22 protein-coding genes are annotated in these 26,263 nt (G+C 66.2%); 1 reads left to right on the forward strand and 21 read right to left on the reverse strand.

Annotated features, from left to right (window positions below; genetic code table 11):
- Positions 1-88: 88 nt before the first annotated feature.
- Positions 89-529, forward strand: a complete 441-nt coding sequence (locus BM133_RS08175) for a type 1 fimbrial protein (RefSeq protein WP_093432888.1) — start codon at positions 89-91, stop codon at positions 527-529.
- A gap of 22 nt (positions 530-551) precedes the next feature.
- Here the strand turns inward: BM133_RS08175 and BM133_RS08180 are convergent, their stop codons facing one another.
- The 21 genes from BM133_RS08180 to BM133_RS08280 all read right to left on the reverse strand — a co-directional run bounded on the left by BM133_RS08180 (position 552) and on the right by BM133_RS08280 (position 26,200).
- Entirely contained in the window at positions 552-1,457 is a 906-nt protein-coding gene (locus BM133_RS08180) for an SDR family oxidoreductase (protein WP_093432890.1), read from the reverse strand.
- A gap of 121 nt (positions 1,458-1,578) precedes the next feature.
- Entirely contained in the window at positions 1,579-2,517 is a 939-nt protein-coding gene (locus BM133_RS08185) for a glutathione S-transferase family protein (RefSeq protein WP_093432891.1), read from the reverse strand.
- Positions 2,518-2,641: 124 nt separating this feature from the next.
- Positions 2,642-4,282 (reverse strand): isovaleryl-CoA dehydrogenase, encoded by a 1,641-nt coding sequence (locus BM133_RS08190; protein WP_093432893.1) that lies wholly within the window; start codon positions 4,280-4,282, stop codon positions 2,642-2,644.
- A 97-nt stretch (positions 4,283-4,379) separates the two neighbouring features.
- Positions 4,380-5,396, reverse strand: a complete 1,017-nt coding sequence (locus BM133_RS08195) for an NADP-dependent oxidoreductase (protein ID WP_093432894.1) — start codon at positions 5,394-5,396, stop codon at positions 4,380-4,382.
- 29 nt (positions 5,397-5,425) lie between these two features.
- The gene (locus BM133_RS08200; protein WP_093432896.1) at positions 5,426-5,896 is read right to left on the reverse strand and encodes a PaaI family thioesterase; all 471 of its coding nucleotides are present in this window, start codon (positions 5,894-5,896) and stop codon (positions 5,426-5,428) included.
- 110 nt (positions 5,897-6,006) lie between these two features.
- Positions 6,007-6,804, reverse strand: coding sequence for an SDR family oxidoreductase (locus BM133_RS08205; RefSeq protein WP_093432897.1), 798 nt, complete (start codon positions 6,802-6,804; stop codon positions 6,007-6,009).
- A 56-nt stretch (positions 6,805-6,860) separates the two neighbouring features.
- Positions 6,861-8,258 carry a DUF2252 domain-containing protein gene (locus BM133_RS08210; RefSeq protein ID WP_177224760.1) on the reverse strand — a complete coding sequence of 466 codons (1,398 nt, stop codon included), beginning with the start codon at positions 8,256-8,258 and terminating at the stop codon, positions 6,861-6,863.
- The gene (locus BM133_RS08215; protein WP_093432900.1) at positions 8,248-8,550 is read right to left on the reverse strand and encodes a Dabb family protein; all 303 of its coding nucleotides are present in this window, start codon (positions 8,548-8,550) and stop codon (positions 8,248-8,250) included. The genes BM133_RS08210 and BM133_RS08215 overlap by 11 nt, the downstream gene beginning before the upstream one ends.
- A 22-nt stretch (positions 8,551-8,572) precedes the next feature.
- Entirely contained in the window at positions 8,573-8,818 is a 246-nt protein-coding gene (locus tag BM133_RS08220) for a hypothetical protein (RefSeq protein ID WP_093432902.1), read from the reverse strand.
- Between the two features lie 2 nt (positions 8,819-8,820).
- A complete protein-coding gene (locus tag BM133_RS08225; protein WP_093432903.1) occupies positions 8,821-10,677 on the reverse strand; it encodes an acyl-CoA dehydrogenase in 1,857 nt (618 codons plus the stop codon).
- Between the two features lie 169 nt (positions 10,678-10,846).
- Positions 10,847-12,022, reverse strand: coding sequence for an acetyl-CoA C-acyltransferase (locus BM133_RS08230; protein ID WP_093432905.1), 1,176 nt, complete (start codon positions 12,020-12,022; stop codon positions 10,847-10,849).
- Positions 12,023-12,065: 43 nt separating this feature from the next.
- Positions 12,066-13,541 (reverse strand): M20 family peptidase, encoded by a 1,476-nt coding sequence (locus BM133_RS08235; RefSeq protein ID WP_093432906.1) that lies wholly within the window; start codon positions 13,539-13,541, stop codon positions 12,066-12,068.
- Between the two features lie 25 nt (positions 13,542-13,566).
- Positions 13,567-15,672, reverse strand: a complete 2,106-nt coding sequence (locus BM133_RS08240; protein ID WP_093432908.1) for a 3-hydroxyacyl-CoA dehydrogenase NAD-binding domain-containing protein — start codon at positions 15,670-15,672, stop codon at positions 13,567-13,569.
- 213 nt (positions 15,673-15,885) lie between these two features.
- The gene (locus BM133_RS08245; RefSeq protein WP_093432909.1) at positions 15,886-16,581 is read right to left on the reverse strand and encodes an ABC transporter ATP-binding protein; all 696 of its coding nucleotides are present in this window, start codon (positions 16,579-16,581) and stop codon (positions 15,886-15,888) included.
- 1 nt (position 16,582) lies between these two features.
- A complete protein-coding gene (locus BM133_RS08250; protein ID WP_093432911.1) occupies positions 16,583-17,368 on the reverse strand; it encodes an ABC transporter ATP-binding protein in 786 nt (261 codons plus the stop codon).
- Positions 17,369-18,673, reverse strand: a complete 1,305-nt coding sequence (locus BM133_RS08255) for a branched-chain amino acid ABC transporter permease (RefSeq protein WP_093432912.1) — start codon at positions 18,671-18,673, stop codon at positions 17,369-17,371. It lies immediately after the preceding gene.
- Between the two features lie 4 nt (positions 18,674-18,677).
- Positions 18,678-19,631, reverse strand: a complete 954-nt coding sequence (locus BM133_RS08260) for a branched-chain amino acid ABC transporter permease (protein ID WP_093432914.1) — start codon at positions 19,629-19,631, stop codon at positions 18,678-18,680.
- 72 nt (positions 19,632-19,703) lie between these two features.
- Positions 19,704-20,948, reverse strand: a complete 1,245-nt coding sequence (locus BM133_RS08265; RefSeq protein WP_093432915.1) for a branched-chain amino acid ABC transporter substrate-binding protein — start codon at positions 20,946-20,948, stop codon at positions 19,704-19,706.
- Positions 20,949-21,149: 201 nt separating this feature from the next.
- Positions 21,150-22,379, reverse strand: a complete 1,230-nt coding sequence (locus BM133_RS08270) for a branched-chain amino acid ABC transporter substrate-binding protein (RefSeq protein ID WP_093432917.1) — start codon at positions 22,377-22,379, stop codon at positions 21,150-21,152.
- Between the two features lie 147 nt (positions 22,380-22,526).
- On the reverse strand, positions 22,527-24,170 hold the full coding sequence (locus BM133_RS08275; RefSeq protein ID WP_093432918.1) for a 3-(methylthio)propionyl-CoA ligase: 1,644 nt from the start codon (positions 24,168-24,170) through the stop codon (positions 22,527-22,529).
- Positions 24,171-24,403: 233 nt separating this feature from the next.
- Complete coding sequence (locus tag BM133_RS08280; protein ID WP_256219093.1) at positions 24,404-26,200, reverse strand: carboxylesterase/lipase family protein; 1,797 nt, start codon at positions 26,198-26,200, stop codon at positions 24,404-24,406.
- Between the last annotated feature and the right edge of the window lie 63 nt (positions 26,201-26,263).

Below are 26,263 nucleotides of genomic sequence, written 5' to 3' on the forward strand. Positions count from 1 at the left end.
GCTTTGCAGCTTGCGCCCGTGCACGGAACGTGATTTCATCGATTCGAAACAGGGAGTAAATAAAAAAGCAGATCGGGAGAGGATCGAGATGAAGCACCATGACTCGCGCGTGCTCGCGGCACTGGCATTGCTGTCCACCTGCATGGCATCGATCGATGCACATGCTGCCGATGGCACCATTCATTTCACGGGCGAGATCGTCGCCGCCCCCTACGAGATGCGCCTCGCGGCGCAGGCGCCAGCACCGGCGCCAACGGTGGCCCACCGCATGAGCGGCTCGGGCCCCGTCGCCGAACTCTCTTTTGTGCGGCAACGCGTGGACCGCCCCAGCGGCACCGTGCGCATCGACGGGCTCGGCGCCCTGCCCCTGCGCACCGTGTTCACCGATGCCCAGGGCCGGCAGCACCCCGTCGATCCGTCACAGGGGCGCGCGATCGGCCTGGACGGGGGAAAGCTGTCCATCGCGGCGCAACGGCAGCCGCCCGCAGGCCGCGTGGCGGCCGCGATGGTGACGGTCAGCTACAACTGACTGACCGCGCACCGGCGCCGCCTCAGGCCGCGCGAAGTTGCTCCCGCAGCTTCTGGCCGATCTCCGGCCGTTCCAGGAACGGGTCGGCCGGGTTCGTGACCGCCACGATGTTCTCCATGCGCGCGCGCACATTGCCCAATGCCTTGGGGTGGCTGAACACGTAGAACTGGTTGTCGCTGATGGCGTCGAACACCTTCGCCGCGACCTCGGCCGCGGTGATCTTGCCGCTGCTCACCGCCTTGTTGCTCATGGCCTGGCCGATCAGCTGGCTCTTGGTGAGCTCGGTGTCCTTGGGCGCATTCGGGCGGTTGCGCTCGCTGCTGGTGATGCCGGTCGGCACGAAGTACGGGCACAAGAGGCTCGCGCCGATCTGGTCGGTGACCAGCGTCAGGTCCTGGTACAGCGTCTCGGTGAGGCTCACGACCGCGGCCTTGGCCGCGTTGTAGATGCCCATGTTGGGCGGCGTGAGCAGGCCCGCCATGCTGGCGGTGTTGGTGATGTGGCCGCGGTAGCCCGGGTCCTTGGCGGCCGCTTCGAGCATCATCGGCGTGAACAGGCGCACGCCGTGGATCACGCCCCAGAGGTCCACGCCCAGCACCCACTCCCAGTCGGAGACCGTGTTCTCCCACACGAGTCCGCCCGCGCCCACGCCGGCGTTGTTGAACACGAAGTGCGGCGCGCCGAAACGCTCCTTCACGGCGGCGGCCAGCGCTTCCATCTGCGCGGCGTCGGACACATCGACCTTGCGGGCCAGCACCTGCACGCCGGCCGCCAGCATCTCGGCCGCGGCCTTGTCCAGCGCGTCCTGCTGCACGTCGACCAGCACGAGGTTCATGCCGCGCCCAGCGCCGATGCGCGCGCATTCGAGGCCGAAGCCCGAGCCCGCGCCGGTGAGAACGGCGGTCTTGCCCTTGAAGTCCTGAATCATTTGCCGGTGTCCTTCTTGCGTTGAATGTCGACGTCTGCGACGTTGGAGGCGCTATTGAAATACGGAACGCGCCGCCGCGCAGTCACGAAGGTGCCCTGCGCCGGCACTTTCCCGGCGGGTTTCAGGCCTCCGCTTTTTTCAGCACATAGCCGATGCGCGGGAAGTGCACGTGCACCGTGCCGATGCGCTCGCCTGAGCGCTCCAGCGTGTAGTGCGTGCGCGTGGCGGCCACCAGCGTGCCCGCGGTCTCCTCCAGGCCGAAGCTCTCGGCACGGATGGTCACCGCGCTGCCGAGCGCGATGCCGTGGTCGTCCTGGAAGGTGCTGTCGGTCAAGAGCGTGTGCGGCGTCGCGGCCTTGGCCACGGCGACGGCTTCATCGGGCGTGAATTTCTCGGGCGCGCCGTGGCCGATGGCGGCCATGCGGTCCATCCAGTCGACCACTGCGGGCGTGAGGTCCAGGATGGTGCGGACCGACTCGATGCGCCGCGTGTACCAGAGCGGGTGATACACCGAGAAGTCGGTGATGCTCGGCACCTCGCCCAGCAGGTAGTGCCTGTCGTCCAGCATGTCCGACAGTCGCCGCAGGTACGACTTGTAGGCGCTGGTGGCATCGGCCGGGCGCAGGCGCGTCATATTGCCGGCGCTCATCTTGCCGCGGTCTTCGCCGAAGGCCTTGGCGGCCTCGGGCGGCGCCTTGGCGAACACCTCGGCCGCGCCCTTGGGCTGCAGGTTCCAGGCCATCGCGGCCCAGAACAGCGTGGTGTCGGCCCACTGCGCGAGGATGCGCGACAGGCCCTTCTCAGGCTCCGGGTAGAGCGTGGGCTCGGGCTGCAGGTGCTCCAGCACGTCGGCGATGAGCGCGCTGTCGCAGTACATGTCGGCGCCGATCTGCAGGAACGGCGTCTTGCGGTAGCCGCCCGTGAGCACCTCCACGTCGGGCTTGGGCATGATCGGCGGGATGAAGACCGACTTCCACGGCAGCTTCTTGGCGCCGAGGATCAGCCGCACCTTCTCCGAGAACGGCGAGGTGGTGTAGTGGTGGAGGATCAGGTCGGCCATGGTTCAGGTTTCCTTGTGTCGTGAGGCTGAATTCCACCACCGCCGTTCGGGCCGAGCTTGTCGAAGCTGCGCGCGGCACTTCGACAGGCTCGGTGCGAACGGGTTCGCGGGGTGGCGTGAAATCCTATAGAGGGCTCGCCCGCTGGATGATCGAATCGAAATCGGTGCCCGCGCCCAGCGTACCGAAGGCATTGCCCCAGTCGCCGCCCAGGCGCGATGCGCAGAAGGCGCCGACCGCGGCGGGCGGCGCGGTCTGTGCCAGCAATGAAGCCTGCACGGCCAGCGCCACGTCCTGTGCCAGACGACGCGCCTCCACCTCGGAGGCCATCGCCTCGATGCGCGCCGGCAGCGCGTCGGCCAGGCGGTCCAGCGCGGCGTGCTGGCCGCGTGCCGGCGCCAGCTCCCTGGTCAGCGCCGCCACCGCGTCGCCCTTGCGCAGGCCCCGCAGCAGGTCGAGCGCCATGATGTTGCCCGCGCCCTCCCAGATCGAGTTGAGCGGCATCTCGCGGTAGACGCGCGCCATGATCCCTTCGCCGCCCTCTTCCACGTAGCCGTTGCCGCCCAGGCACTCCATGGCTTCCTGCGCGAAATGGCTGCCGCGCTTGCAGATCCAGAACTTGGCCACGGGCGTGAGCAGGCGCGCCATCAGGCGCTCGTGTTCGTCGTCCGGGTGGTCGAAGGCGCGGGCCAGGCGAATGGCCAGCGCGGTCGAGGCCTCGCTTTCGAGCGCCAGGTCGGCCAGCACGTTCTTCATGAGCGGCTGCGCGATCAGCGGCTTGCCGAAGGCGTGGCGCTGCGATGCGTGGTTGATGGCGATGCTTAACGCCTGCCGCATCAGGCCGCTGGTGCCGAGCGCGCAGTCGAGCCGGGTCATCGTGCCCATCTCCAGGATCTGCGGGATGCCGCGCCCCTCTTCGCCCACGAGCCAGGCGCTGGCGCCGTGGAACTCGACCTCGGAGCTCGCGTTGGCCTTGTTGCCGAGTTTGTCCTTCAGGCGCTGGATGTGGATGGCGTTGCGCGTGCCATCGGGCAGCACGCGCGGCAGGAAGAAGCAGCTCAAGCCCGCCTCGGCCTGCGCGAGCGCCAGGAAGGCATCGCACATCGGCGCCGAGAAGAACCACTTGTGGCCGGTGATCGCGTAGCGCTCGCCCCAGGCGTCGCTGCCGTCGCGCACGGCCTTGGTCGTATTGGCCCGCACGTCGGAGCCGCCCTGCTTCTCGGTCATGCCCATGCCCATGGTCACGCCAGGCTTGTCCTTGAAGGACTTGAGCGCCGGGTCGTACCAGAGGCTGGTGAGCTTGGGGCCCCAGTCGGCGTACACGGCCGCATTGCCGCGCAGCGCGGGCGTGACCGCGTAGCTCATCGAGATCGGGCACAGCATCGACGGCTCCAGCTCGGTGAAGAGCATGAAGCCGGCCGCACGCAGCACATGGGGAGAGGCCGAGGTGCCGGTCCACGGCGTGCCGTGCAGCCCTGCGCCCACCGCAGCCGACATGAGCACGTGGTAGCTCGGATGGAATTCCACCTCGTCGAGGCGCCGCCCGAAGCGGTCGTGCGTGTGCAACTCGGGCGTGTGGATGTTGGCCAGGCGCGCATGCGTCTGCATCTCGGCCGAGCCGATGGTCACGCCCAGCTCCTGCAACGGCGCCACCTGCAACTGCGGCGCATTGAACTTCAACGCATCGCGCAGCGGCCGGTTGGTTTCGAACAGGTTGTAGTCCGCGAGCGGTGCGGGCTGGTTGAACACCTCGTGCGTCGAGTTCATTCGCATACCTCCATGCTTCGCATTACGGTGCACGCTTGCCTGGGGCGGCCTGGCGCGGCGTGCATGACCGGCTTCCTTGCCGTGCGTTTCAGTGCATTCAGATCAGCTTGACGAGCTGCTTGCCGAAATTCTTCCCCTTGAGCAAACCCAGGAAGGCCTCGGGGGCAGATTCGATGCCCTGCGCGACCGATTCGCGCGGCTTGAGCTTGCCCGTGCCCACCAGCGTGCCGAGCTCGGCCAGCGCCTCGGGCCACACGTCCATGTGCTCGCTGACGATGAAGCCCTCGATCTTCAGCCGGTTGATGAGGATCAGCGCCGGGTTCGCCAGCGGCAGCGGCGCGCCGTCGTAGCCCGCGATCATCCCGCAAAGCGCCACGCGCGCGAAGGCGTTGGTGCGCAGCAGCACCGCATCGAAGATGTAGCCGCCGACGTTCTCGAAGTAGCCGTCGATGCCGTTCGGGCAGGCTTCCTTCAGCGCCGCGCTCATGGTCTTCACGTCGGGGTGCTGGCGGTAGTCGATGCAGGCGTCGAAACCCAGTTCGTCGGTCACGTACTTGCACTTGTCCGGGCCGCCCGCGATGCCCACCACGCGGCAGCCGCGCGCCTTGGCGAGCGCGCCGAAGGCACTGCCGACCGCGCCGCTGGCCGCCGTGATGACCACGGTTTCGCCGGCCTTGGGCGCGATGATCTTCACCAGGCCGTACCAGGCCGTGACGCCCGGCATGCCGACCGCGCCGAGGTAGTGCGACAGCGGCACGTGCGTGGTGTCGACCTTCTTCAGCGCGCCGGGCTGCGAACCATCGACCACGCTGTATTCCTGCCAGCCGCCGAAGCCGACCACCTTGTCGCCGACGGCGTACTTCGGATGCCTGCTCTCGACCACTTCGCCGACCGTGCCGCCTTGGAACACCTGGCCGACCGGTTGCGGCTGCGCGTAGCTCTTGGCGTCGTTCATGCGGCCGCGCATGTACGGGTCGAGGCTCATGTAGTGGTGGCGCACCAGCACTTGGTTGTCGGCGAGCGCGGGCGTCTCGATCGTAACCAGCTTGAAGTTGCTCGCAACGGCTTCGCCATCGGGGCGGTTGTCGAGGTGGATCTGCTTGTTCGTGGGCATGTGTGTCTCCTGGGAATTCGTTCAGTCGATCAGTCGGTCGAAGGCGGCCGCATTTCGTTCGCGCTCGCGGCGCCCGTCGGCAGGCGGCGCTTCACGTACTTGAAGGTGCCGGTGGCATGGGCGCACACGCGCTCCTGCTCGTCGTAAATCTTGGCTTCGGTGAAGGCCAGCGTCGCGGTGCGGTGAATGAGCGTGCCGCGCGCGTGCAGCGGGCCGACCGAGGGCTGCATGAAGCTGGTCTTCATCTCGATCGTGACCACGCCGGTCTCGGGCGCCACGCTGCGCGCGGCCGCCGCCATGGTGATGTCCAGCAGCGTCATGCAGGCGCCGCCGTGCGTCACGTCGAAGGTGTTCAGGTGCTCGGGCTTGGCCGTATAGACGATCTCGGACTCGCCGCCCTCGAACTTCGTGAGCTCGAAGCCCAGGTGGCGCGCGAACGGGATCTGGCTCGTGTACGAGCGGATGTTGATGTCGTTGGGAGGAGAAGATTCAGTGGTCATTGGGTCTTTCATGAAGACACCGCGGAACCGGCTTCGCCGGGCCGCCGGTGTCGCCCCCGGCGAGGGGGAAGGCGAAGCGACACGAAGCGCGCGCAGCCTAGGGGAGAACGCTATGCCGCGCCGAGGACCACGCTCACGCCGCCGTCCACCGCCAGCCATTGGCCGGTGATGTGCTTGCCGGCATCGCTCGCGTACAGCAGCGTCAGGCCCTTCAGGTCTTCGTCGTCGCCCAGGCGGCCGAGCGGCGCCTTGGCAGCCATTTTTTCTTCGCCCAGTGACTTGATCAGGCCGGCGGCCATCTTCGTCATGAAGAAGCCGGGGCAGATTGCGTTCACCGTGATGTTGTACTTGCCCCATTCGGCCGCCAGCGTGCGCGTGAAGCCGATCACCGCCGTCTTGGAGGTGTTGTAGGCCAGCGTCTGCATCTCGGGCGGGTTGCCGTTCAGGCCGGCGACCGAGGCGATGTTGATGATGCGGCCCGTCTTCTTCGGAATCATGTAGCCGTTGGCGATCTGCTGCGACAGGATGAAGTAGCCGCGCACGTTGAGGTTCATCACCTTGTCCCACGCCTCGACCGGGTGGCTTTCGGCCGGCGAACCCCAGCTCGCGCCGGCGTTGTTGATGAGGATGTCCACGGCGCCCATGCGCTGCAGCGTCTCGTCGGCCAGGCGGCGGGTGTCTTCTTCCTTGGAGCAGTCGGCGGCGATCCAGCGCGCGTCGATGCCGGCGGCCTGCAGCTCGGCGGCGGCCTGCTCCAGGTCGTCGGCCTTGCGCGAGCTCAGCATGATCTTCGCGCCGGCTTCGCCGAGCGCATGGGCCATCTGCAGGCCCAGGCCGCGCGAGCCGCCGGTGATGAGGGCGGTCTTGCCCTTGAGGTCGAAGAGCTGTTGGGTGGTGCGTGGCGTCATGTCTGTGTCTCCGGAGTCGATGTGAAGAAGGAAGAAATCGAAGGCTCGCGCCGTTGCTACGAAGCGGCTTCGGCCAGATCGACGGCCGCGACCTTGCCCGATGCCACGGCGGCCTTCAGCCGGCGCCAGTCGGCCTGGTTGACGTCGGCATAGGCCTCGGCGAAATCGGCGAGCGCGGTGTTGAAGGTCCTGGAGCGTCCGAGGTAGCCGTCGATGGCCCAGGCGTCGCCGCCCTTGGCATGGGCGCGCGCCAGGCTGTAGCCGCAGGCCTCGGCGAATTCGAGCAGGTCGATGGGCTTGAAGTCCTCGAGCTTGTACGAGGCCTTCATGTCGCGCAGCTGCCGCACGTAGAAGCCGCGTCCGCCCTGCGCTTCTGCCCAGCCCAGGAACACGTCGCTGGCGGCCTGCGCCAGCTTCTGTCCCTGCACCACGCGCCGGCCCGGCGAGCCCTGCTCGAGCGGCGGGCCCAGATGCGCCTGGAGCACCGAGTCGCAGGCTTCCTTGCATTGCAGGAACAGCGGATGGACGCCATCCGCCACCAGCAGCAACAGGAAGCAGCGCCGTCCCACCGAGCCCACGCCGGGCGTGAGCACCGTGACGTCGTTCAGCTCGTAGCGGTCGAACAGCCGCTGGCGCTCCGGCGGCAGGCTCGCACGGTATTGCGCGAGGAAGGCCGGCAAGCCGGTGCGAAAGCGCCGGATCTCGCGCGCCGTCGCCTTGGCGTCGTGGTACACGAACGGCGGTTGCTCCCGCATCATCAGGCGGCCGTCGACGATCTCGGTGGCGCCCGAGGCGAACACGCGCGAGGTGCTGCGGCGGGCCTTCCTGATGACCGCGAGTTCGGTCGCGTCCTGTGCGCCGAGCTTGAGCAGCGTCTGCGAGGTGAGGCGCGCGTACCAGGCGTCCAGCGTGTCCATCTGCGCGAAGCGGCGCATGCGGTCGCGATAGGCCTCGGCCAGCTGCCGGACCGCATCGCGCCCCACGCGTGGCTTGAACTTGCGGTCGCGCGCGGCCACGACGAACAAAGTGGCCAGCCGGCGCACATCCCAGTCGAACGGGCCTTGCAGGGTCTCGTCGAAATCGTTGATGTCGAAGACCAGCGAGCGCTCGGGGCTGGCGAAGAAGCCGAAGTTCGCCAGGTGCGCATCGCCGCACAGCTGCGTGGCGATGCCGCTGTGCGGCAGCTTCGCCAGGTCGTTCGCCATCAGGCTGGCGGCGCCGCGATAAAAGGTGAAGGGGCTGGCCAGCATGCGGCCGTGGCGCACCGGCACCAGTTCGGGCACGCGGCCGCGGTTGGAGGCTTTCAGCCAGCCGAGCGGATCGCGGTCCTTGGCGTCGGGCTGGGGTGACTCCGCCCACTGGCCGCGCGCGCAGCGTGTGCGCTGTGCGCGGCCGAACGCCCGCCGGTCGGCCGGTGAGGCCTTCGCGTCGGGCGCGCGGGGTTCAGACTTCATAGTCCATGCACTGCCGCGCTTCGCGCACGGCGCCGATGAAGGGCTTGAGCGCCACGTGCTGCGGATGGTCCGCATAGGCCGCAAGCGCGGCCGCATCGGTGAATTCCGAGTACAGGACGAGGTCGTAGGTGGCCTCCAGCCCAGGCTGGGCAATGGCCACTTCGAAGCGGTGCGTGCCGGGCGAGAGCTTCGCGCAGGCATCGAGCAGCGCCTTGGCCTTCAGCAGGTTGGTCGCCTTGTCAGCGCCCTCGGCGTGTTCCTTGAACTTCCACATCACGACGTGCTTGAGCATGGTCTGGCCTTCTTCTCTCTACCTATTTCTTGTCGTTCAGGCGCGAGCGCACGTAGATGAGCACCACGCCCACCAGCGCGACCACGCCGCCGGGCGCGGCCATCGACCAGCCGAGCGCGGCATCGATGCGGCCCGTGGCGATGCCCAGGATCACCAGGAACAGGCCGCCGTAGATCAGGATCCAGATCCACTTCTCGAGCCGGGCGTGCGGCTTCGGGGTGGCAGCGGGGGTGGCGGGGGTGGGAGAGTTGGGGGCGGCGTTGGCCATTGTCAGAAAGCGTCCTCGGGCAAAGCGGTACAGGTCGGGTCGCGGCTCTCGACCACGTTGAGCCAGGCACCGATTTTGGGCAGCTCGTAGTGGAAGAAATAGTCCGTGGCGCCGATCTTGCCAGCTGTTACCGCCCTCGCCTTTTCCGCGTCGATTTCGAGCGCCCGCCGCGCCACGTCCAGCCAGAGCCAGGCCAGCACCGTGTGGCCGAAGGCCTGCATGTACGGCACCGCGTTGGCCAGCGCGTCGGCCGGGTCGCCGGTGGACCAGGCCGCCTCGGTGGCGCTGCCGATGCGCTGCAGCGCGGCGCCCAGCGCCTTGGCATGCGCCGCGAGCGCGGGCACCTTGGCCGTGCGGCCGATGGTCTCGGTGATGCGGCCAGCCAAAAGCTGCAGCCCGCGGCCCTTTTCCATCAGCACCTTGCGGCCCAGCAGGTCGGCCGCCTGGATGCCGTGGGTGCCCTCGTGGATCATGTTCAGGCGGTTGTCGCGCCAGTACTGCTCCACCGGGAAGTCGCGCGTGTAGCCGTAGCCGCCGTGCACCTGGATCGCGAGCGAATTGGCTTCCAGGCACCACTCGCTGGGCCAGCTCTTGGCGATGGGCGTGAGCACTTCGAGCAGCAGGCGCGCATCGTCGGCAGCCCCCGCATCGCCGGTCTTCTGCGTGTCGACCAGCCGGGCGCAGTACAGCTCCAGCGCCAGCGCGCCTTCGCAGTACGCCTTCTGCGCGAGCAGCATGCGGCGCACATCGGCGTGTTCGATGATGCGGACCTGCGGGCTCCCGGAGTCCTTCGCCACCTGGCTGCCCGCGCCCGCCTCGGGCTTCTTCACGAGGCGACCCTGCGGCCGGCTCTTCGCGTAGTCCAGCGAGGCGTAGTAGCCCGCCATGCCGAGCATGGTCGCGGCCGTGCCGACGCCGATGCGGGCCTCGTTCATCATGTGGAACATGCAGTGCAGCCCCTTGCCGGGCGAACCGACGAGGTAGCCCACCGCGCCCGCCTTGCCATCGACCGGGTACTTGCCCTCGCCGAAGTTCAGGAGCGTGTTGGTCGTGCCGCGCCAGCCCAGCTTGTGGTTCAGGCCCGCCAGCGCCACGTCGTTGCGCTCGCCGGTCAGTTCGCCCCTCGTGTTCACCATGCGCTTGGGCACGATGAACAGCGAGATGCCGCGCGTGCCCGGCACCAGCTTGCCGTTCTCGTCGGGGATCTTGGCGAGCACGATGTGCACGATGTTCTCGGTCAGCTCATGGTCGCCCGACGAGATCCACATCTTGTTGCCGGTGAGCCGATAGCGCGGGCCGAGAGGATCGTCCTGGAAGTCGGCGCCGTCGGGCACCGCGCGCGTGGCCACGTCGCTCAGCGACGAGCCGGCCTGCGGCTCCGACAGGCACATGGTGCCCGCCCAGCGGCCCGAAAATTCGTTCTTCGCGAACACCTCTTTCTGCGTCTCGGTGCCGTGCACCATCAGCAGGTTGGCGTTGCCGCTGGTGAGCATGTTGGAGCCGATGCTCACCGAGGCCATCGCGAAGAAGCTGTTGGCCGCGGCCGACAGCGTGTAGGGCAGCTGCATGCCGCCGATGTCGTAGTCCTGCGCGGCGCTCATCATTCCCGATTCGACGAAGGCCTTGTGCGCATCGTGCGTGGCCTTCGGCAGGATCACCTTCTCGCCGTCGAAGTGCGGCTCCTGCGTATCGACCGTGCGGTTGAACGGCGCGTACTTCTCGCGCGCGATGCGCTCGCAGGTGTCGAGCACCGCGTCGAAGGTCTCGCGCGAATGGTCGGCGAAGCGCTCGCTCTGGTTGAGCGACTCGGCATCGAGCCAGTCGTAGAGCAGGAAATCGAGGGTGGGACGCAGGCTCATGATCGGTCTTGATGTGGAGGCCACCGACTTCCACCGGCAGCGCTCATCGGCCGGCGAAGCCAGGCCCGTTCGTGAAACACCGCGGAACCGGCTCAGCCGGGCCGCTGGTGTTGCCCCCGGAAGGGGGTTGGCGAAGGCGACACGCAGTGCGCCGCAGACTGGGGGAGAGTCAAAGAACCTCGAACACGCCCGCGGCACCCATGCCGCCGCCGATGCACATCGTGACCAGCACCTTCTTGGCGCCGCGGCGCTTGCCTTCGATGAGCGCGTGGCCCGTCAGGCGCTGGCCGCTCACGCCGTAGGGGTGGCCCACGGCGATGGCGCCGCCGTCCACGTTCAGGCGGTCGGCCGGAATGCCCAGCTTGTCGCGGCAGTAGATCACCTGCACCGCGAAGGCTTCGTTCAGCTCCCACAGGTCGATGTCGTTGACCGTGAGGCCCAGGCGCTTGAGCACCTTGGGAATCGCGAAGACCGGGCCGATGCCCATCTCGTCGGGCTCGCAGCCCGCCACGGCAAAGCCGAGGAAGCGGCCGAGGGGCTTCAGGCCCTTTTGCTGCGCGTACTTTTCGTCGACCAGCACGCAGGCGCCGCCGCCGTCGGAGAACTGGCTGGCATTGCCCGCCGAGATCAAGCCGCCGGGAATGGCCGAGCGGATGCCGCTGATACCTTCCTTGGTGGTGCCGGCGCGGATGCCTTCGTCGTTCTCGATGGTCACTTCCTTGGTGCGAAGGCCCATCACCGGATCGGCCACGCCGGCCAGCACGGTGATCGGTGCGATTTCTTCCTTGAAGCGGCCGGCTTCCAGCGCGGCGGTGGCACGTTGCTGGCTTGCTGCGCCGTACTCGTCCATGGCGTCGCGGCCGATGTTGTAGCGCTTGGCGACCTGCTCGGCCGTCTGCAGCATGTTCCAGTAGATCTCGGGCTTGTGCTTCACGAGCCACGGGTCGGCCAGCATGTGCTTGTTGGCTTCGTTCTGCACGCACGAGATGCTCTCCACGCCGCCGGCCACGTACACCTCGCCTTCGCCCGCGATGATGCGTTGCGCGGCGGTGGCGATGGTCTGCAGGCCCGAGGAGCAGAAGCGGTTGATCGTCATGCCCGAGGTGGTGACCGGGCAGCCGGCGCGCAGCGCGATCTGGCGTGCGATGTTGGAGCCGGTGGCGCCTTCGGGCGTGGCGCAACCCATGATGACGTCATCGACTTCAGCGGCTTCGATGCCGGCGCGCGAGATGGCGTGCTGCACGGCGTGGCCGCCGAGCGTGGCACCGTGCGTCATGTTGAAGGCACCCTTCCAGCTCTTCGCGAGCGGCGTGCGGGCGGTGGAAACAATGACGGCGCTGGTCATGGTGAGGTCCTTTGAAGATGGAAGGGAAAAGAGAAGGAGGTCGTCATTGCGCCGGAGCAGCGTTGGTGTTGCTCAGGAGCTGGTGATAGAAGCCGATCATCTCGCCGTAGTTGGAGATGGCCAGGCGTTCGTTGTTGCCGTGAAAGCGCGCGAGGTCTTCGCCTTTCACGCGAAACGGCGAGAAGCGGAAGACGGCGTCGCTCACGAGGCTGAAGTGGCGCGAGTCGGTGGCGGCGGTCATGAGGCCGGGGGCCACGACGGCATCGGGGAAGGTCTGGCGAACGGCCTGCTGGATCGCGCGGTAGCCGGTGCTGTCGGTCGGCGAGACGGGCGATGGCTCGGAGTTGCCGGGGTAGCGCTTGATCTTGATGTCGTCGTTGCCAAGGCTCTTGCGCAGGTGCGCCTCGACGCTGTCGATGGTGTCGCCCGGCAGGATTCGGAAGTTGACTGCCGCCTCGGCGCGGCCGGGCAGCACGTTGTCCTTGTTGCCGGCGCGCACGATGGTCAGTGCCGTGGTCGTGCGCAGCATGGCGTTGCTGCTCGGGCTTTTCTCGAGCTGGCCGCGCACCAGCGGCTCGGTGAGCCACAGGTTGGAGAGCATCACGCGGTTCACGCCGCTCATCTCGGGTGCGAGCGCGCCGAACATCTGGCCGGCCACGCCCTGGATGCCACCGGGCATCGGGTTGGCTTCGAGCCGCGCGAGCGCCGCGCTCATGCTGCCGATGGCGCTGTGCTGCGGCGGCATCGATGAATGGCCAGGGGCTGTATCGAGCGAGAGGAAGAAGGTGCCGTAGCCCTTCTCGGCCAGGCCGATCAGCGCCGCGGGCTTCGAGAGGCCGGGCAGCACGCCATCGAGCACCAAGAGGCCTTCGTCGAGCACCCAGTCCAGGCGCACGTTGCGCGACTTGAGCAGTTCGGCGATGGGCAGCGCGCCGCGCAGGCCGCTCACCTCTTCGTCATCGCCCATCACGAGGTAGACGGTCTGCTTCGGCTTGAAGCCGCTGCCGATCAGCAGCTCGATGGCTTCCATCTGCGCGAAGAGATTGCTCTTGTTGTCCAGCGTGCCGCGGCCCCAGACGAAGCCGTCCTTGATCTCGCCCGCGAAGGGGTCGACCGTCCAGGCCTTTTCGGTGCCGGGGGCGATGGGCACCATGTCCTGGTGCGCCATCAGTGCGATGGGCTTGGCGGAGGGGTCGGTGCCGGTCCATGTGTAGAGCAGCGCCTTGTTGCCCACGACTTCCTTCTTGAGGGTGGCGTGGACCTTGGGGAACTGCTGCTCGAGGTATGCGTGCAGCTTGTCGAACTCGGCCGCGTTGGCGGCCGGGTCGTCCAGGCCCGACACCGTGCGGAACGTGATCGCCGTGGAGAGCCGCTTGGCAGCGGCCTGCACGTCGATGTCCAGCTTGGGTGCGGGCGCCACCGCCAGCTGCTGCGATGGCGTGGTCCAGGTCTTGACCGCCACGGCGGCCACCAGTGCCAGGAGCACCAGCAGCAGCCCGAGGAAGATGCGTTTCAACATTGGCGGTCTTGATCCCGGTTCGGTCTCAGCTGAAGGACTTGCCTTCGGCCACCAGCTTCTGGATCAGCGGTGCGGGCTGCCAGAACTCGGCGTCGTCGCGCGGGTTCTTCGCAAAGCGCTTCATCGACTCGGCCACGTTGTACAGGCCTACTTGCGATGCGTAGTGCATCGGGCCGCCGCGCCAGATCGGGAAGCCGTAGCCGGTGAGGTACACCATGTCGATGTCGCCCGACTTCGAGGCAATGCCGTCTTCCAGGATGTGTGCGCCTTCGTTGACCAGCGCATACACCAGGCGCTGCACGATCTCTTCATCGGAAATCTTGCGCGGCGTGATGCCCAGTTCCTTGCGGTGGTCCTCGATCATCTTGTTGACCAGGTCCGAGGGAATCGCATCGCGCTTGCCGGCCAGGTAGTCGTACCACCCTGCCCCGGTCTTCTGGCCGAAGCGGCCCAGCTCGCAGAGCTTGTCGGCCGTGCGGCTGTACTTCATGTCGGCGCGTTCGGTGGCGCGGCGCTTGCGAATGGCCCAGCCGATGTCGTTGCCGGCCAGGTCGCCCATGCGGAACGGGCCCATGGCGAAACCGAACTTCTCGATGGCCTTGTCCACCTGCTGCGGCAGCGCACCTTCGTCCAGCAGGAAGCCGGCCTGGCGCGAGTACTGCTCGATCATGCGGTTGCCGATGAAGCCGTCGCACACGCCCGAGACCACCGAGGTCTTCTTGATCTTCTTGCCGATGGCCATGACCGTGGCGAGCACGTCCTTGGCGGTGGCCTTGCCGCGCACCACTTCGAGCAGCTTCATCACGTTGGCCGGGCTGAAGAAGTGCATGCCGACCACGTCCTGCGGACGCTCGGTGAACGAGGCGATCTTGTCCACGTCCAGCGTCGAGGTGTTGGAGGCCAGGATCGCGCCCTTCTTGGCGACGCGGTCGAGTTCCTTGAAGACCTTTTCCTTGACGCCGATTTCCTCGAACACCGCTTCGATGATGAGGTCGGCGTCCTTCAGGTCGTCGTAGCTCAGCGTGGTGCTCAGGAGCGCCATGCGCTGCGCGTACTTGTCCTCTTTGAGCTTGCCCTTCTTGACCTGGGCTTCGTAGTTCTTCTTGATGGTGGCGACGCCGCGGTCGAGCGCGTCCTGCTTCATCTCCAGAATCTTGACGGGGATGCCCGCGTTCAGGAAGTTCATCGAGATGCCGCCGCCCATGGTGCCCGCGCCGATCACGCCCACGGCCTTGATCTCGCGCTTGGGCGTGTCTTCGGGCACGTCGGGAATCTTGGAGGCGGCGCGCTCGGCCATGAACAGGTGGCGCAGCGCCAGCGATTCGGGCGTGAACATCAGCGCGGTGAAAAGGCGGCGCTCTTCGGCCATGCCTTCGTCGAACTTCATCTTCGTGGCAGCCTGCACGGCGTCGATGCACTTGAGCGGCGCCGGGTAGTTCTTGGACATGCCGCCGACCATGTTCTTGGTGAACTGGAAGTAGGCATCGCCTTGCGGGTGCTTGCACGGCAGGTTGCGCACCAGCGGCAGCGCTTCACCGGTCTTGCCGGCCACGCTCTTGGCGAAGGCCACGGCTTCCTCGAACACCGATTCGGGCGAAGCGGCCAGCTTGTCGAACAGCTTCTGGCCCGGCAGGCTGGCGAGCACTTCGCTCTTCACGGGCTCGCCGCTCACGATCATGTTGAGGGCGGTTTCCACACCGATCACGCGCGGCAGGCGCTGCGTGCCGCCGGCGCCGGGCAGGAGGCCCAGCTTGACTTCAGGCAGTGCCACGCTGGTGCCGGGTGCGGCCACGCGGTAGTGGCAGCCCAGCGCCAGTTCGAGGCCGCCGCCCATGCACACGGAATGGATGGCTGCGACGATGGGCTTGGGGGACGCTTCGAGCGTGAGGATCACGCTCAGCAGGTTGGGCTCTTGCAGCGCCTTGGGCGTGCCGAATTCCTTGATGTCCGCACCGCCGGAAAACGCCTTGCCGGCGCCGGTGATGACGATGGCCTTGACGGCGTCGTCGGCATTGGCCTTGGCCAGGCCATCGGTGATGCCGATGCGGGTCGAGAAACCGAGACCGTTGACCGGAGGGTTGGTCAGTGTGATCACGGCGACATCGCCGAGCACTTTGTATTCAGCCGTCATGCTGCGTTCCTTGGTGTGTGAAGAAGAAAAATCGGGAAACGAATCCGGGAGGTTCGTGCAGCGTAGCGCGATGAAGCACCGCCGTCGAAGACTCCAAAAAGCACGAGTGTTCTTTTTTATTGGATTCTAGGCGTTTCGAATGGCCGGGCAATGGCAGCAAGTCGCTGCCGGGACAAGTTGCGGCGCGCAACCGTTTGCGCGCCGCGCCACCCGTCAAACCTCCAGCCATTCCTTGCGGGTGGCGTTGTCTGCGCGCAGGCTGTCGGGCGTGCCGTCGAACACGATGCTGCCGTGGCCCATGACCAGCGCGCGGTCGGAGATCTGCATCGCGATGGTGAGCTTCTGCTCGATCAGCAGCACCGAGATGCCCTTGTCCTTGAGCGTGCGCAGGTACTGCCCCACCAGCTCGACGATCTTGGGCGCGAGGCCTTCGGTCGGCTCGTCGATGATGATGAGGTCGGGGTCGCCCATGAGCGTGCGGCACAGCGTGAGCATCTGCTGCTCGCCGCCCGAGAGCACACCGGCCTCGGTGTGCTGGCGCTCCTTCAGGCGCGGGAACATGTTGTACATGTCGTCGAACTGCCAGCGGCTGCCCTTGCCCGTGCCCTTCTGTCCCAGGAGCAGGTTCTGGTGCACCGTGAGCTTGGGAAAGATGTCGCGGTTCTCGGGCACGTAGCCGATGCCCAGGTGGGCGATCTCGTAGGCCTTCTTGCGCAGGATGTCCTGGTCCTTCCAGCGCAGCGTGCCCTCGGCATGGACCAGGCCCATGATGGCCTTGGCGGTGGTCGAGCGGCCCGAGCCGTTGCGCCCCAGCAGCGCGACGATTTCGCCGGCGCCGACGTCGAACGAAACGCCATGCAGCACATGGCTCTTGCCGTAGTAGGCGTGGATGTCGTGAAGCTTCAGCATGTCAGTGTCCCGCCCCCTGCGCGTCGGCCACCGAGGACCCGAGATAAGCCTCCTGCACACGCGCATTGGCGCGAACGGCAGCAGGCGTGTCGAAGGCGATGACTTCGCCATACACCACCACCGCGATCTTGTCGGCGAGGCCGAAGACCACGCCCATGTCGTGCTCCACCGTCAGCAGCGTCTTGCCGACCGTCACGTGCTTGATGAGCGAGATGAAGTGCGAGGTCTCGGTCTTGCTCATGCCGGCCGTGGGCTCGTCCAGCAGGATGACGCCGGCGCCGCCCGCGATCGTCACGCCGATCTCCAGCGCGCGCTGCTCGGCATAGGTGAGGTTCACCGCATGCACGTCGCGCTTCCTCTCCAGGCCGATCTGCTTGATGAGCTCTTCGGTGCGCGCATTGGCGTCGTCCAGGTTCGAGAGAAAACGAAGAAACGTGTACTTGTAGCCCAGGCTCCACAGCACGCCGCAGCGCAGGTTCTCGAACACGCTCAGCTTGGGGAAGATGTTGGTGATCTGGAAGCTGCGCGACAGGCCCAGCCGGTTGATCTCGTAAGGCTTCTTGCCATCGATGCGTTCGCCGTTCAGCAGCACCTCGCCGCTGGTGGGCGTGAGGCGGCCGCTGATCAGGTTGAACAGCGTCGACTTGCCCGCCCCGTTCGGGCCGATGATGGCCACGCGCTCCCCGGCGTTCACCGCCAGGTCCACGCCGCGGATGATTTCGGTCTTGCCGAAGTTCTTGCGCAGCGCTTTCAATTCAAGTGCGTATTTTCCGTGTTGCGCGCTCATTTACGCCGCCTCCCGACGTTTGATTTCTGCTTCGATTTCTTCCTGCGCATGACCCCAGACGCGCACGAAGCGGCGTCGCGCCACCTCGAGTGCGGCCAGGCCCACGGCCAGGATCGCCGCGGCGCCGAGCCAGCTGCCCATGCCCTCGGTGTTGAGCGCCACGCCGAAGAAGTTCAGCGTCGGGCCCATCGCCGCATTGAGCTGGATGTGATAGATCATTTCGATCAACGCAGCCGCGCCGATGATCACCGGAACCAGCGCCACCGCGAGCGCGAGGTACAGCAGCCAGAAGCGGTCGAACTTGCCGAACTTGGCCACGCGCAGGTTCATCATGATCAGGCTCGCGATGCCGCCGGGGGCGAACATCACCATGAACACGAACACGAGGCCGAAGTACAGCTGCCAGGCCTTCGAAAGCTCCGACAGCAGGATCGACGCGAACACCAGCAGCACCGCGCCGATGATCGGCCCGAAGAAGAACACCGCGCCACCCAGGAAAGTGAACAGCAGGTAGCCGCCCGAGCGGATGGCGTTCAGGCTGTCGGCCGCGTTCACGATCTCGAAGTTGATCGAGGCGAGGCCACCGCCGATGCCGGCGAAGAAGCCCGCGATGATGAACGCGAAGTAGCGCACGCGCTGCGTGTTGTAGCCGATGAACTCGACCCGCTCCGGGTTGTCGCGCACCGCGTTCAGCATGCGGCCGAGCGGCGTGCCGGTGAAGGCATACATGAGCGCGGTGCAGACGAAACAGTAAGCGGCGATCAGGTAGTACACCTGGATCTGCGAGCCGAAGTTGAAGCCGAAGAAAGTCGGGCCGTACACGCGGTCGGTGGTGATGCCGCCCTCGCCGCCGAAGAAGCTCGGGAACATCAACGCCATCGAGGCCACCAGTTCGCCGATGCCCATGGTGATCATCGCGAAGGTGGTGCCCGACTTCTTGGTGGTCACGAAACCCAGCAGGATCGCGAAGAACATGCCGGCCAGGCCGCCCACCAAGGGGATCAGCACCAGCGGAATCTGCATGCCGCCCTTGGCGCCCATGTTCATCGCATGGATCGCCAGGAACGAGCCGAGCCCTACATACACGGCGTGGCCGAAGCTCAGCATGCCGCCCTGCCCCAGGAGAATGTTGTAGCTCAGGCAGATGATGATGAGGTAGCCCATCTGCGAGAGCATCGTGAGCGCCAGGCTGCTCTTGAACAAAAGCGGCGAGACGATCAGCACGATGGCGAAGAGCGTCCAGATCAGGTAGCGCCCGATGTTCCAGGGCTTGAAGCGGTAGTACTGCGTGGTTGCTGTGGTCATGGCGTCAGTCCTCCCGCGTACCAAGAAGACCCTTGGGCCGGAAGATGAGAATCAGCACCAGGAACAGGTACGGCAGGATCGGCGCGACCTGCGAGATCGTGAGCCTGAGCAGCTCGTAGCCGAAGGTCTGGTCGGTCACGGTCATGCCGATGGCCCGCAAGGCCGTGGCCAGCGACTGGTCCATGGCGACCGCGAAGGTCTGGATGATGCCGATCAAAAGCGACGCGAGGAACGCGCCGGCCAGCGAACCCATGCCGCCGACCACCACCACCACGAAGATGATGGTGCCGACCGAACCGGCCATGGCGGGTTCGGTGACGTAGGTGTTGCCGCCGATCACGCCCGCGAGGCCCGCGAGCGCGGCGCCGCCGCCGAACACCAGCATGAACACGCGCGGCACGTTGTGGCCCAGCGCCTCGACCATGTCGGGGTGCTTCAGCGCCGCCTGGATCACCAGGCCGATGCGCGTGCGCGTGAGCAGCAGCCACACCGAGATGAGCATCAGCACCGCCACCAGCATGATGAAGGAGCGCGACTTCGGAAACTGCGTGCCGTAGAGCGAGAAGAGCGGACCCTGCAGCTGCGTCGGCAGGCCGTAGGGCACGGTCGAGCGGCCCCAGGCCAGTTGCACGAGTTCCAGGATGAGGTACGAAAGACCGAAGGTCACCAGCAGCTCCGGCACGTGGCCGAACTTGTGGACCCGGCGCAGGCTGTAGCGCTCGAAGCCCGCACCCAGCAGGCCCACCAGCAGCGGCGCGAGAAACAGCGCCGGCCAGAAGCCCACGATGCCCGAGAGCGTGTAGGCGATGTAGGCGCCGAGCATGTAGAAGCTCGCGTGCGCGAAGTTGAGTACGCCCATCATGCTGAAGATCAGCGTAAGGCCAGAGCTCAGCATGAACAGCAGCAAGCCGTAGCTGACGCCGTTGAGCAGCGAGATGACGAAGAATTCGACGTTCATCGGTCTTTCGGATGCGTGAAAAAGAAAGAGGCCCGAAGTTTGAAGTCGGGCCTCGACCAGCTGGGCGACGGATCAGGAAGCCGCGGCGCCGGGTCGCTTCATCTGGCACGTCGTCGGCGTGCTGGAGACGTAGGGCTCGTAGTACTTCACCGGGGCCAGCGTGTAGCCGGTGTTCTCGGGGCTGTACGGGTTCTTGGCGTCGGCCTTCTGCCAGCGCGTGATCCACAGGCCCTGCTGCAGCTGGTGGTCGGCCTTGCGCATCTCCACGTCGCCGTTGAAGCTCTTGAACTTCATGCCCTCCATCGCGGCCGCGACCTTCACGGGCTCGGTCGACTTGGTGCGCACGAACGCTTCGCTCAGCATCGCGTACACCGTGTAGATGTCGGTGGTGTACATGTCGTCGTTGAAGCGCTTCTTGAACTCGCCCATCAGCGGCTGCACCGGGCCCGGCGCGTTGTAGTGGCTGTAGCCCACCTGGTAGACCTTGCCGTCCGAGGCCGCGCCCATGGCGGTCGGCGTGCCGTTGGTCACGGCGTAGTAGGTATAGAACTTGACGTTCAGGCCCGCGTCGTTGGCCGACTTGATGAGGAGCGCCAGGTCGGAACCCCAGTTGCCGGTGATGACCGTGTCGGCGCCCGAGGCCTTGATCTTGGCGATGTAGGGTGCGAAGTCGCGCACCTGCGCGAGCGGGTGCAGGTCGTCGCCGACGATCTCGACATCGGGGCGCTTGGACTTCAGGTTGTCCTTCGCGAACTTGGAGACCTGCTGGCCGTGCGAGTAGTTCTGGTTGATCAGGTAGACCTTCTTGATGTCGGTCTGGTCTTTCATGAAGGTGGTGAGCGCCTCCATCTTCATGGAGGTGTCGGCGTCGAGGCGGAAGTGCCAGTAGCTGCACTTGCTGTTGGTGAGGTCGGGATCGACCGCCGCGTAGTTGATGTAGAGCACTTCCTTGCCCGGGTTGCGGGCGTTGTGCTTTTCCAGCGCGTCGATGATGGCGAGCGCCGGGCCCGAGCCGTTGCCCTGCACCACGTAGCGTGCGCCCTGGTCCATGGCCGAGCGCAGTGCGCTGGTGGTTTCCTGCGGGCTCAGCTTGTTGTCGATGCCGATGACCTCGAACTTCACGCCGGCCACGTTCTTCTTGTTGAATTCTTCGGCCAGGAACTGAAAGGTCTTCAGCTGGTTGGTACCCACCGCGGCCATCAGGCCCGAGAGCGGGTCCAGCCATGCGATCTTGACGGTTTCACCCTTCTGGGCCAGAGCGCCTGTGGCACTCGCGGCAAGGATGGCTGCGGTAGCGATTTTCAGAGCGAATTTCACGATCTATATCTCCTGGTCAAACCGAATCAAAAAGCCTTGCACGAGCGTACAAGCGTTCACGGCCCCTCCCCTCAGGGAATGCCCGTAAGGGGGTGGCCGCAAGGCCCGTTTCTATCGCGCAGGCGACAGCGCATTTCTCCAATTGCTACCCGCCGGTAGAGCGTTGCTACCAGCGAGTAGGAAATGCGTTCACAAAGACGCCTAGGGGCGCTTCATCTGGCAGGTCGTCGGCGTGCTCGCCACATACGACTCGTAGTACTTCACGGGGACGTTCGTGTAGCCGGTGTTCTCGGCGTCGTAGGGGTACTTGGCGCTGGCCTTTTCCCAGCGCGAGATGTACAGGCCCTGCTGCAACTGGTGGTCGGCCTTGCGCATCTCGACCTCGCCGTTGAAGCTCTTGATCTTCATGCCTTCCAGCGCCGCGGCCACCTTCACCGGGTCGGTCGACTTGGTCTGGGCGAAGGCCGCATCGAGCAGCGCGAACACGTGGTAGATCGAGGCCTGCGTCAGGTCGTCGTTCATCTTCTTCTTGTAGCCGCCGAGCAGCTTCTGGATCTCGCCGCCCATGTTGTAGTGGGCATAGGCCACGGTGTAGACCTTGCCCTCGGAGGTGGCGCCCATGGCCGTGGGCGTGCCGGCGCCCGGCGCGTAGTACGTGAGGAACTTGACGTTCAGGCCCGAGTCGTTGGCCGCCTTGATGAGCAGCGAGAGGTCCGAACCCCAGTTGCCGGTGATGACCGTGTCGGCGCCCGAGGCCTTGATCTTGGCGATGTAGGGCGCGAAGTCGCGCACCTGGGCCAGCGGGTGCAGGTCGTCGCCCACGATCTGGATGTCGGGGCGCTTGACCTTCAGGTCTTCCTTGGTGAACTTGGACACCTGCACGCCGTGCGCGTAGTTCTGCCCGAGGATGTAGACCTTCTTGATGTCGGGCTGGTCCTTCATCCAGGTGGTCAGGGCCTCCATCTTCATGGAGGTGTCGGCGTCCACGCGGAAGTGCCAGTAGCTGCACTTGCTGTTGGTGAGGTCAGGGTCGACCGCCGCGTAGTTCATGTACAGCAGCTCCTTGCCCGGATTGCGCGCGTTGTTCTTCTCGATGGCGTCGATGATCGCCAGCGCCGGGCCCGAGCCGTTGCCCTGCATGATGTAGCGCGCGCCCTGGTCCTGCGCCGAGCGCAGCGCGGCGGTGGTTTCCTGCGGGCTCAGCTTGTTGTCCAGCGCGATGATCTCGAACTTCACGCCCGAGAGATTCTTCTTGTTGAACTCCTCGGCCAGGAACTGCGTGGTCTTGAGCTGGTTCGTGCCCACCGCGGCCATCAGGCCCGACAGCGGGTCGAGCCAGGCGACCTTGACGGTCTCGCCCTTTTGGGCGAAGGCGGCGGCAGCACTGGCCAACATTGCGCAGGCAGCTACTGACTTGAGGGCGAATCGCATGAAGAGTCTCCTGATTGAAAGCCGGGATGAGGCGGAATGCCAGCGTACAAGCGCCCTTTTCTTCCCCGCACAGGGATTGCCCGCAAGGAAGCCCGCCGGAGCGGCCTTCCTATCGCGTGCGCGACAGTGCGGTCGGGCCTGGGGTTGTCAGAGCGTGGGGAGCTTGTAGTCCTTGAGCAGTTCCCGCAGCCTGGTCTTCAAGATCTTTCCGGTGGCGCCGATCGGAATGGCCTCCACGAAGACCACGTCGTCGGGCACCTGCCACTTGGCGGTCTTGCCCTCGTAGAACTTCAGGAGCTCCTCGCGCGTGACTTCGGCGCCGGGCTTCTTCACCACCGCGATGATCGGCCGCTCGTCCCACTTGGGATGGAACACGCCGATGCACGCGGCCATGGCCACGGCCGGGTGCGCGACGGCGATGTTCTCGATCTCGATGGAGCTGATCCACTCGCCGCCGGACTTGATCACATCCTTGCTGCGGTCGGTGATCTGCAGGTACCCCTCGGCGTCGATGGTGGCGACGTCGCCAGTGGGGAACCAGCCGCGGCCCTGCGCGTCGGGAATGAGTGGATCGCCGCCCTCGCCCTTGAAGTATTCCTTCACGATCCAGGGGCCTTTGACCAGGAGGTCGCCGTAGGCCTTGCCGTCCCAGGGGAGCTCGTTGCCCTCGCCGTCCACGATCTTCAAGTCGACGCCGAAGATCGCGCGGCCCTGCTTCATGCGGATCTGCAACTGCGCATCGGGCGGCAGCGACAGGTGCTTGTTCTTGAGCGTACAGAGCGTGCCCAGCGGGCTCATCTCGGTCATGCCCCAGGCATGCAGCACCTCGACGTCGAACTTCTCCTGGAACGCCGTGATCATGGCCGGCGGGCAGGCCGAGCCGCCGATGACGGTGCGGTTGAGCTTGCTGAACTTCAGGCCGCCGGCCTGCATGTGGCCCAGCATCATCTGCCACACGGTGGGCACGCCGGCCGCGAAGGTCACGCCTTCCGATTCGATCAGCTCGAACACCGACTTGCCGTCCAGCGCCGGGCCGGGGAACACGAGCTTGCAGCCCACGAGCGCCGCCGAGTACGGAATGCCCCAGGCGTTGACGTGGAACATCGGCACCACCGGCAGCACCGAGTCGCGCGCCGACAGGCGCATGACGTCGGGCAAGGCCGCGGCGTAGGCGTGCAGCATCGTGGAGCGATGGCTGTAGAGCGCGGCCTTCGGGTTGCCCGTGGTGCCGCTCGTGTAGCACATGCTCGAGGCGGAGTTCTCGTCGAAGGTGGGCCAGTCGTATTCGCTGGACTGCGCGCCCATCCAGCTTTCGTAGCTCACCAGGTTGGGGATGCCGCTGTCGACCGGCAGCTTGTCGGCATCACACAGTGCAATCCATTTCCGGATCGTGGGGCACTTGGCATGCACCGCCTGCACCAGCGGCAGGAAGGTGAGGTCGAAGCACAGGATCTGGTCTTCGGCATGGTTGGCGATCCAGGCGATCTGGTCGGGGTGCAGGCGCGGGTTGATGGTGTGCAGCACGCGGCCGCTGCCGCTCACGCCGTAGTACAGCTCCAGGTGCCGATAGCCGTTCCAGGCCAGCGTGGCAATGCGGTCGCTGAAGAGCAGCTGCTCGCCATCCAGCGCATTGGCCACCTGCCGGGCGCGCGATGCGATTCCGCCCCACGTGGTGCGGTGAATATCGCCTTCGACACGGCGCGAGACGATCTCGCCGTCGCCGTTGTGGCGCTCGACGAACTCGATCAGCGACGAGATCAAAAGCGGTTGGTCTTGCATCAAACCCAGCATCTACAGGCTCCTTCTTTCAACAGAATTCAGTGGTTTCTCGGACTACGGCGATTCACGCAATTTATGTGCGTTCGCACAATGACAGAAACCCGCGGTTTGCGAGGACCGATCTGTCGTCCGGACGACAGCTGGCGCCTGCCGGAGCGTGCAGGCACCTCGTCCATGAGGTGACCTTCGCCATCGCAGCAGCGGTCATCGCCGCCGCTGCGATGCGCCTCGATGTGGCGCAGTGTTCAAGGCGCACTGTTCTGCAGTTGCGTCTTGCTGGCGTCCAGCACGATCTTGCGTGGCCAGTTGGGCCACGTCACGCCCAGGCCCGAATGGTTCGGATCGCCATTGCGCGCGAACGCAGACAGGCTGCCCACCATCGCATCCGAGAGCGCCTCGCGCCCCGGCCGGTTCGCTTCGCCGAAGGAGAACGAGAAGATGCTGGTGCCGAAGTTGTGGAACATGAACGCCGTGTCCAGCCCGTGCGTGGCGCCGTAGACGGTGTTGAACGGTGCCACCTGCTGGCTCCAGTCGAAGCGGTAGTACCAGGTCCTGGTCGGCAGGTACTTGGCCACCGAGTCGATCTGCGCGGGCAGGCCATTGAGGAAGATCGCGTTGGTGGCGAAGTCCGACGCCGCCTTCCAGCCGTTCAGCGGCTTGTCTACCGGCAGGTAGGGCGCGTTGATCAGGTCGGCCTCGGTGAGCGTCACGGGTGCGTCGGGGTTGAAGTTGTACTGCAGGCCGAAGCGCTCGTAGTCGGTCGGCTTGAAGCCCAGGCCCTGCCCCGTGAAGGTGCCGAACAGGTTGGCGAACAGCGTGCCTTCGTCGCGCGTGTTGCCGATCAGCATCGGCACCTTGTTGAACCTGCCGGCATCGACCTCGGCGCGCGAGTTCACCGGCAGGATGGCGCCGTCCTCGATCGGCGCGGGCGCGTTGCCCAGTTGCGGGTTCGCGAGCACGATGGTCAGCAGCCGGTCCGCCGGCAGGCCGCGCAGGTAGGCCGCGATCTGCGCATCGGTCTGGGAGGCCACCCAGGCGTTGGCCGAGGGGGTGTCGGTGGCCTTGCCCTCGGCGATGGCGATCGCGTTGAGCAGCGCCTTCGAATAGGTCTGCGCGGTGGCCCGCGTCGCGAAGGAAATGCCGCCGCTCAGCGGCACCGCCTTGTGCAGCAGTCCGGCCGACGCGCTCGACACGACCAGCCCCCAGGTGTTGACCGCGCCCGCCGACTGCCCCATGACCGTGACGTTGCCCGCATCGCCGCCGAAGGCGCCGATGTTGGCCTGGATGAACTTCAAGGCCTGCATCTGGTCGAGCAGCGCGAAGTTGCCCGAGTCGTTGCTCGCGTTGCCGGTCTTGAGCTGCGGCAGGTCGAGCCAGCCGAGCACGCCCAGGCGGTAGTTGATCGTCACGACGACGGCGTCGCCGCGCCTGGCGAGCTGGGCACCGTCGTAGCCCGGGTCGGCCGTGTAGCCCGAGATGTTGCTGCCGCCGTAGATGTAGACGATCACGGGCAGCTTGGCGGCATCGCCGGCCGGGCGCCAGATGTTGAGCGTGAGGCAGTCCTCATCGCCCACCGGCTTGCCGAAGCCCTCGCGGTTGCCCAGGCCGAACGGTGCGTCGCCGGGCGCGGGGCTGAAATAGCGTCCGCCCTGGGCACAGCTGCGGCCGAACTGGCTCGCGGCGCGCACGCCCTGCCAGGACTCGGGATCGGCGGGCGGCGCCCAGCGCAGGGTGCCGACCGGCGCCTTGGCGAACGGAACGCCCTTCCAGAACAAGGTGCCGGTGCCGGCGCTGTCGTCCACGCCTTCGATCTTGCCGGCGGTGGTCTGGCGCACCATGGGGCCGTCGGCCGGGGGCGCGGGTGGCGGTGCCGGCGGCGGTGGCGGCGCGGGAACGATCGGTGTGAAGGAGAAGCCCGAATCCGATCCGCCGCCGCAAGCCGAAAGCGCAATACAGGCCGTCACCGCCATGGCCCTCGCCACGGCCTTGGCCGCCGTTGGCCGGCTTGCGCCCTGGTTTTCCGTTGTCTCTGCTTTGTTCATTGTTTGTCTCCACACCGGGTTAATCGGAATTCCTGGATCGGTGCCCGGCAGCCATACTCCGGC

The organism is Variovorax sp. 770b2 (assembly GCF_900115685.1).
GTDB lineage: Bacteria > Pseudomonadota > Gammaproteobacteria > Burkholderiales > Burkholderiaceae_C > Variovorax.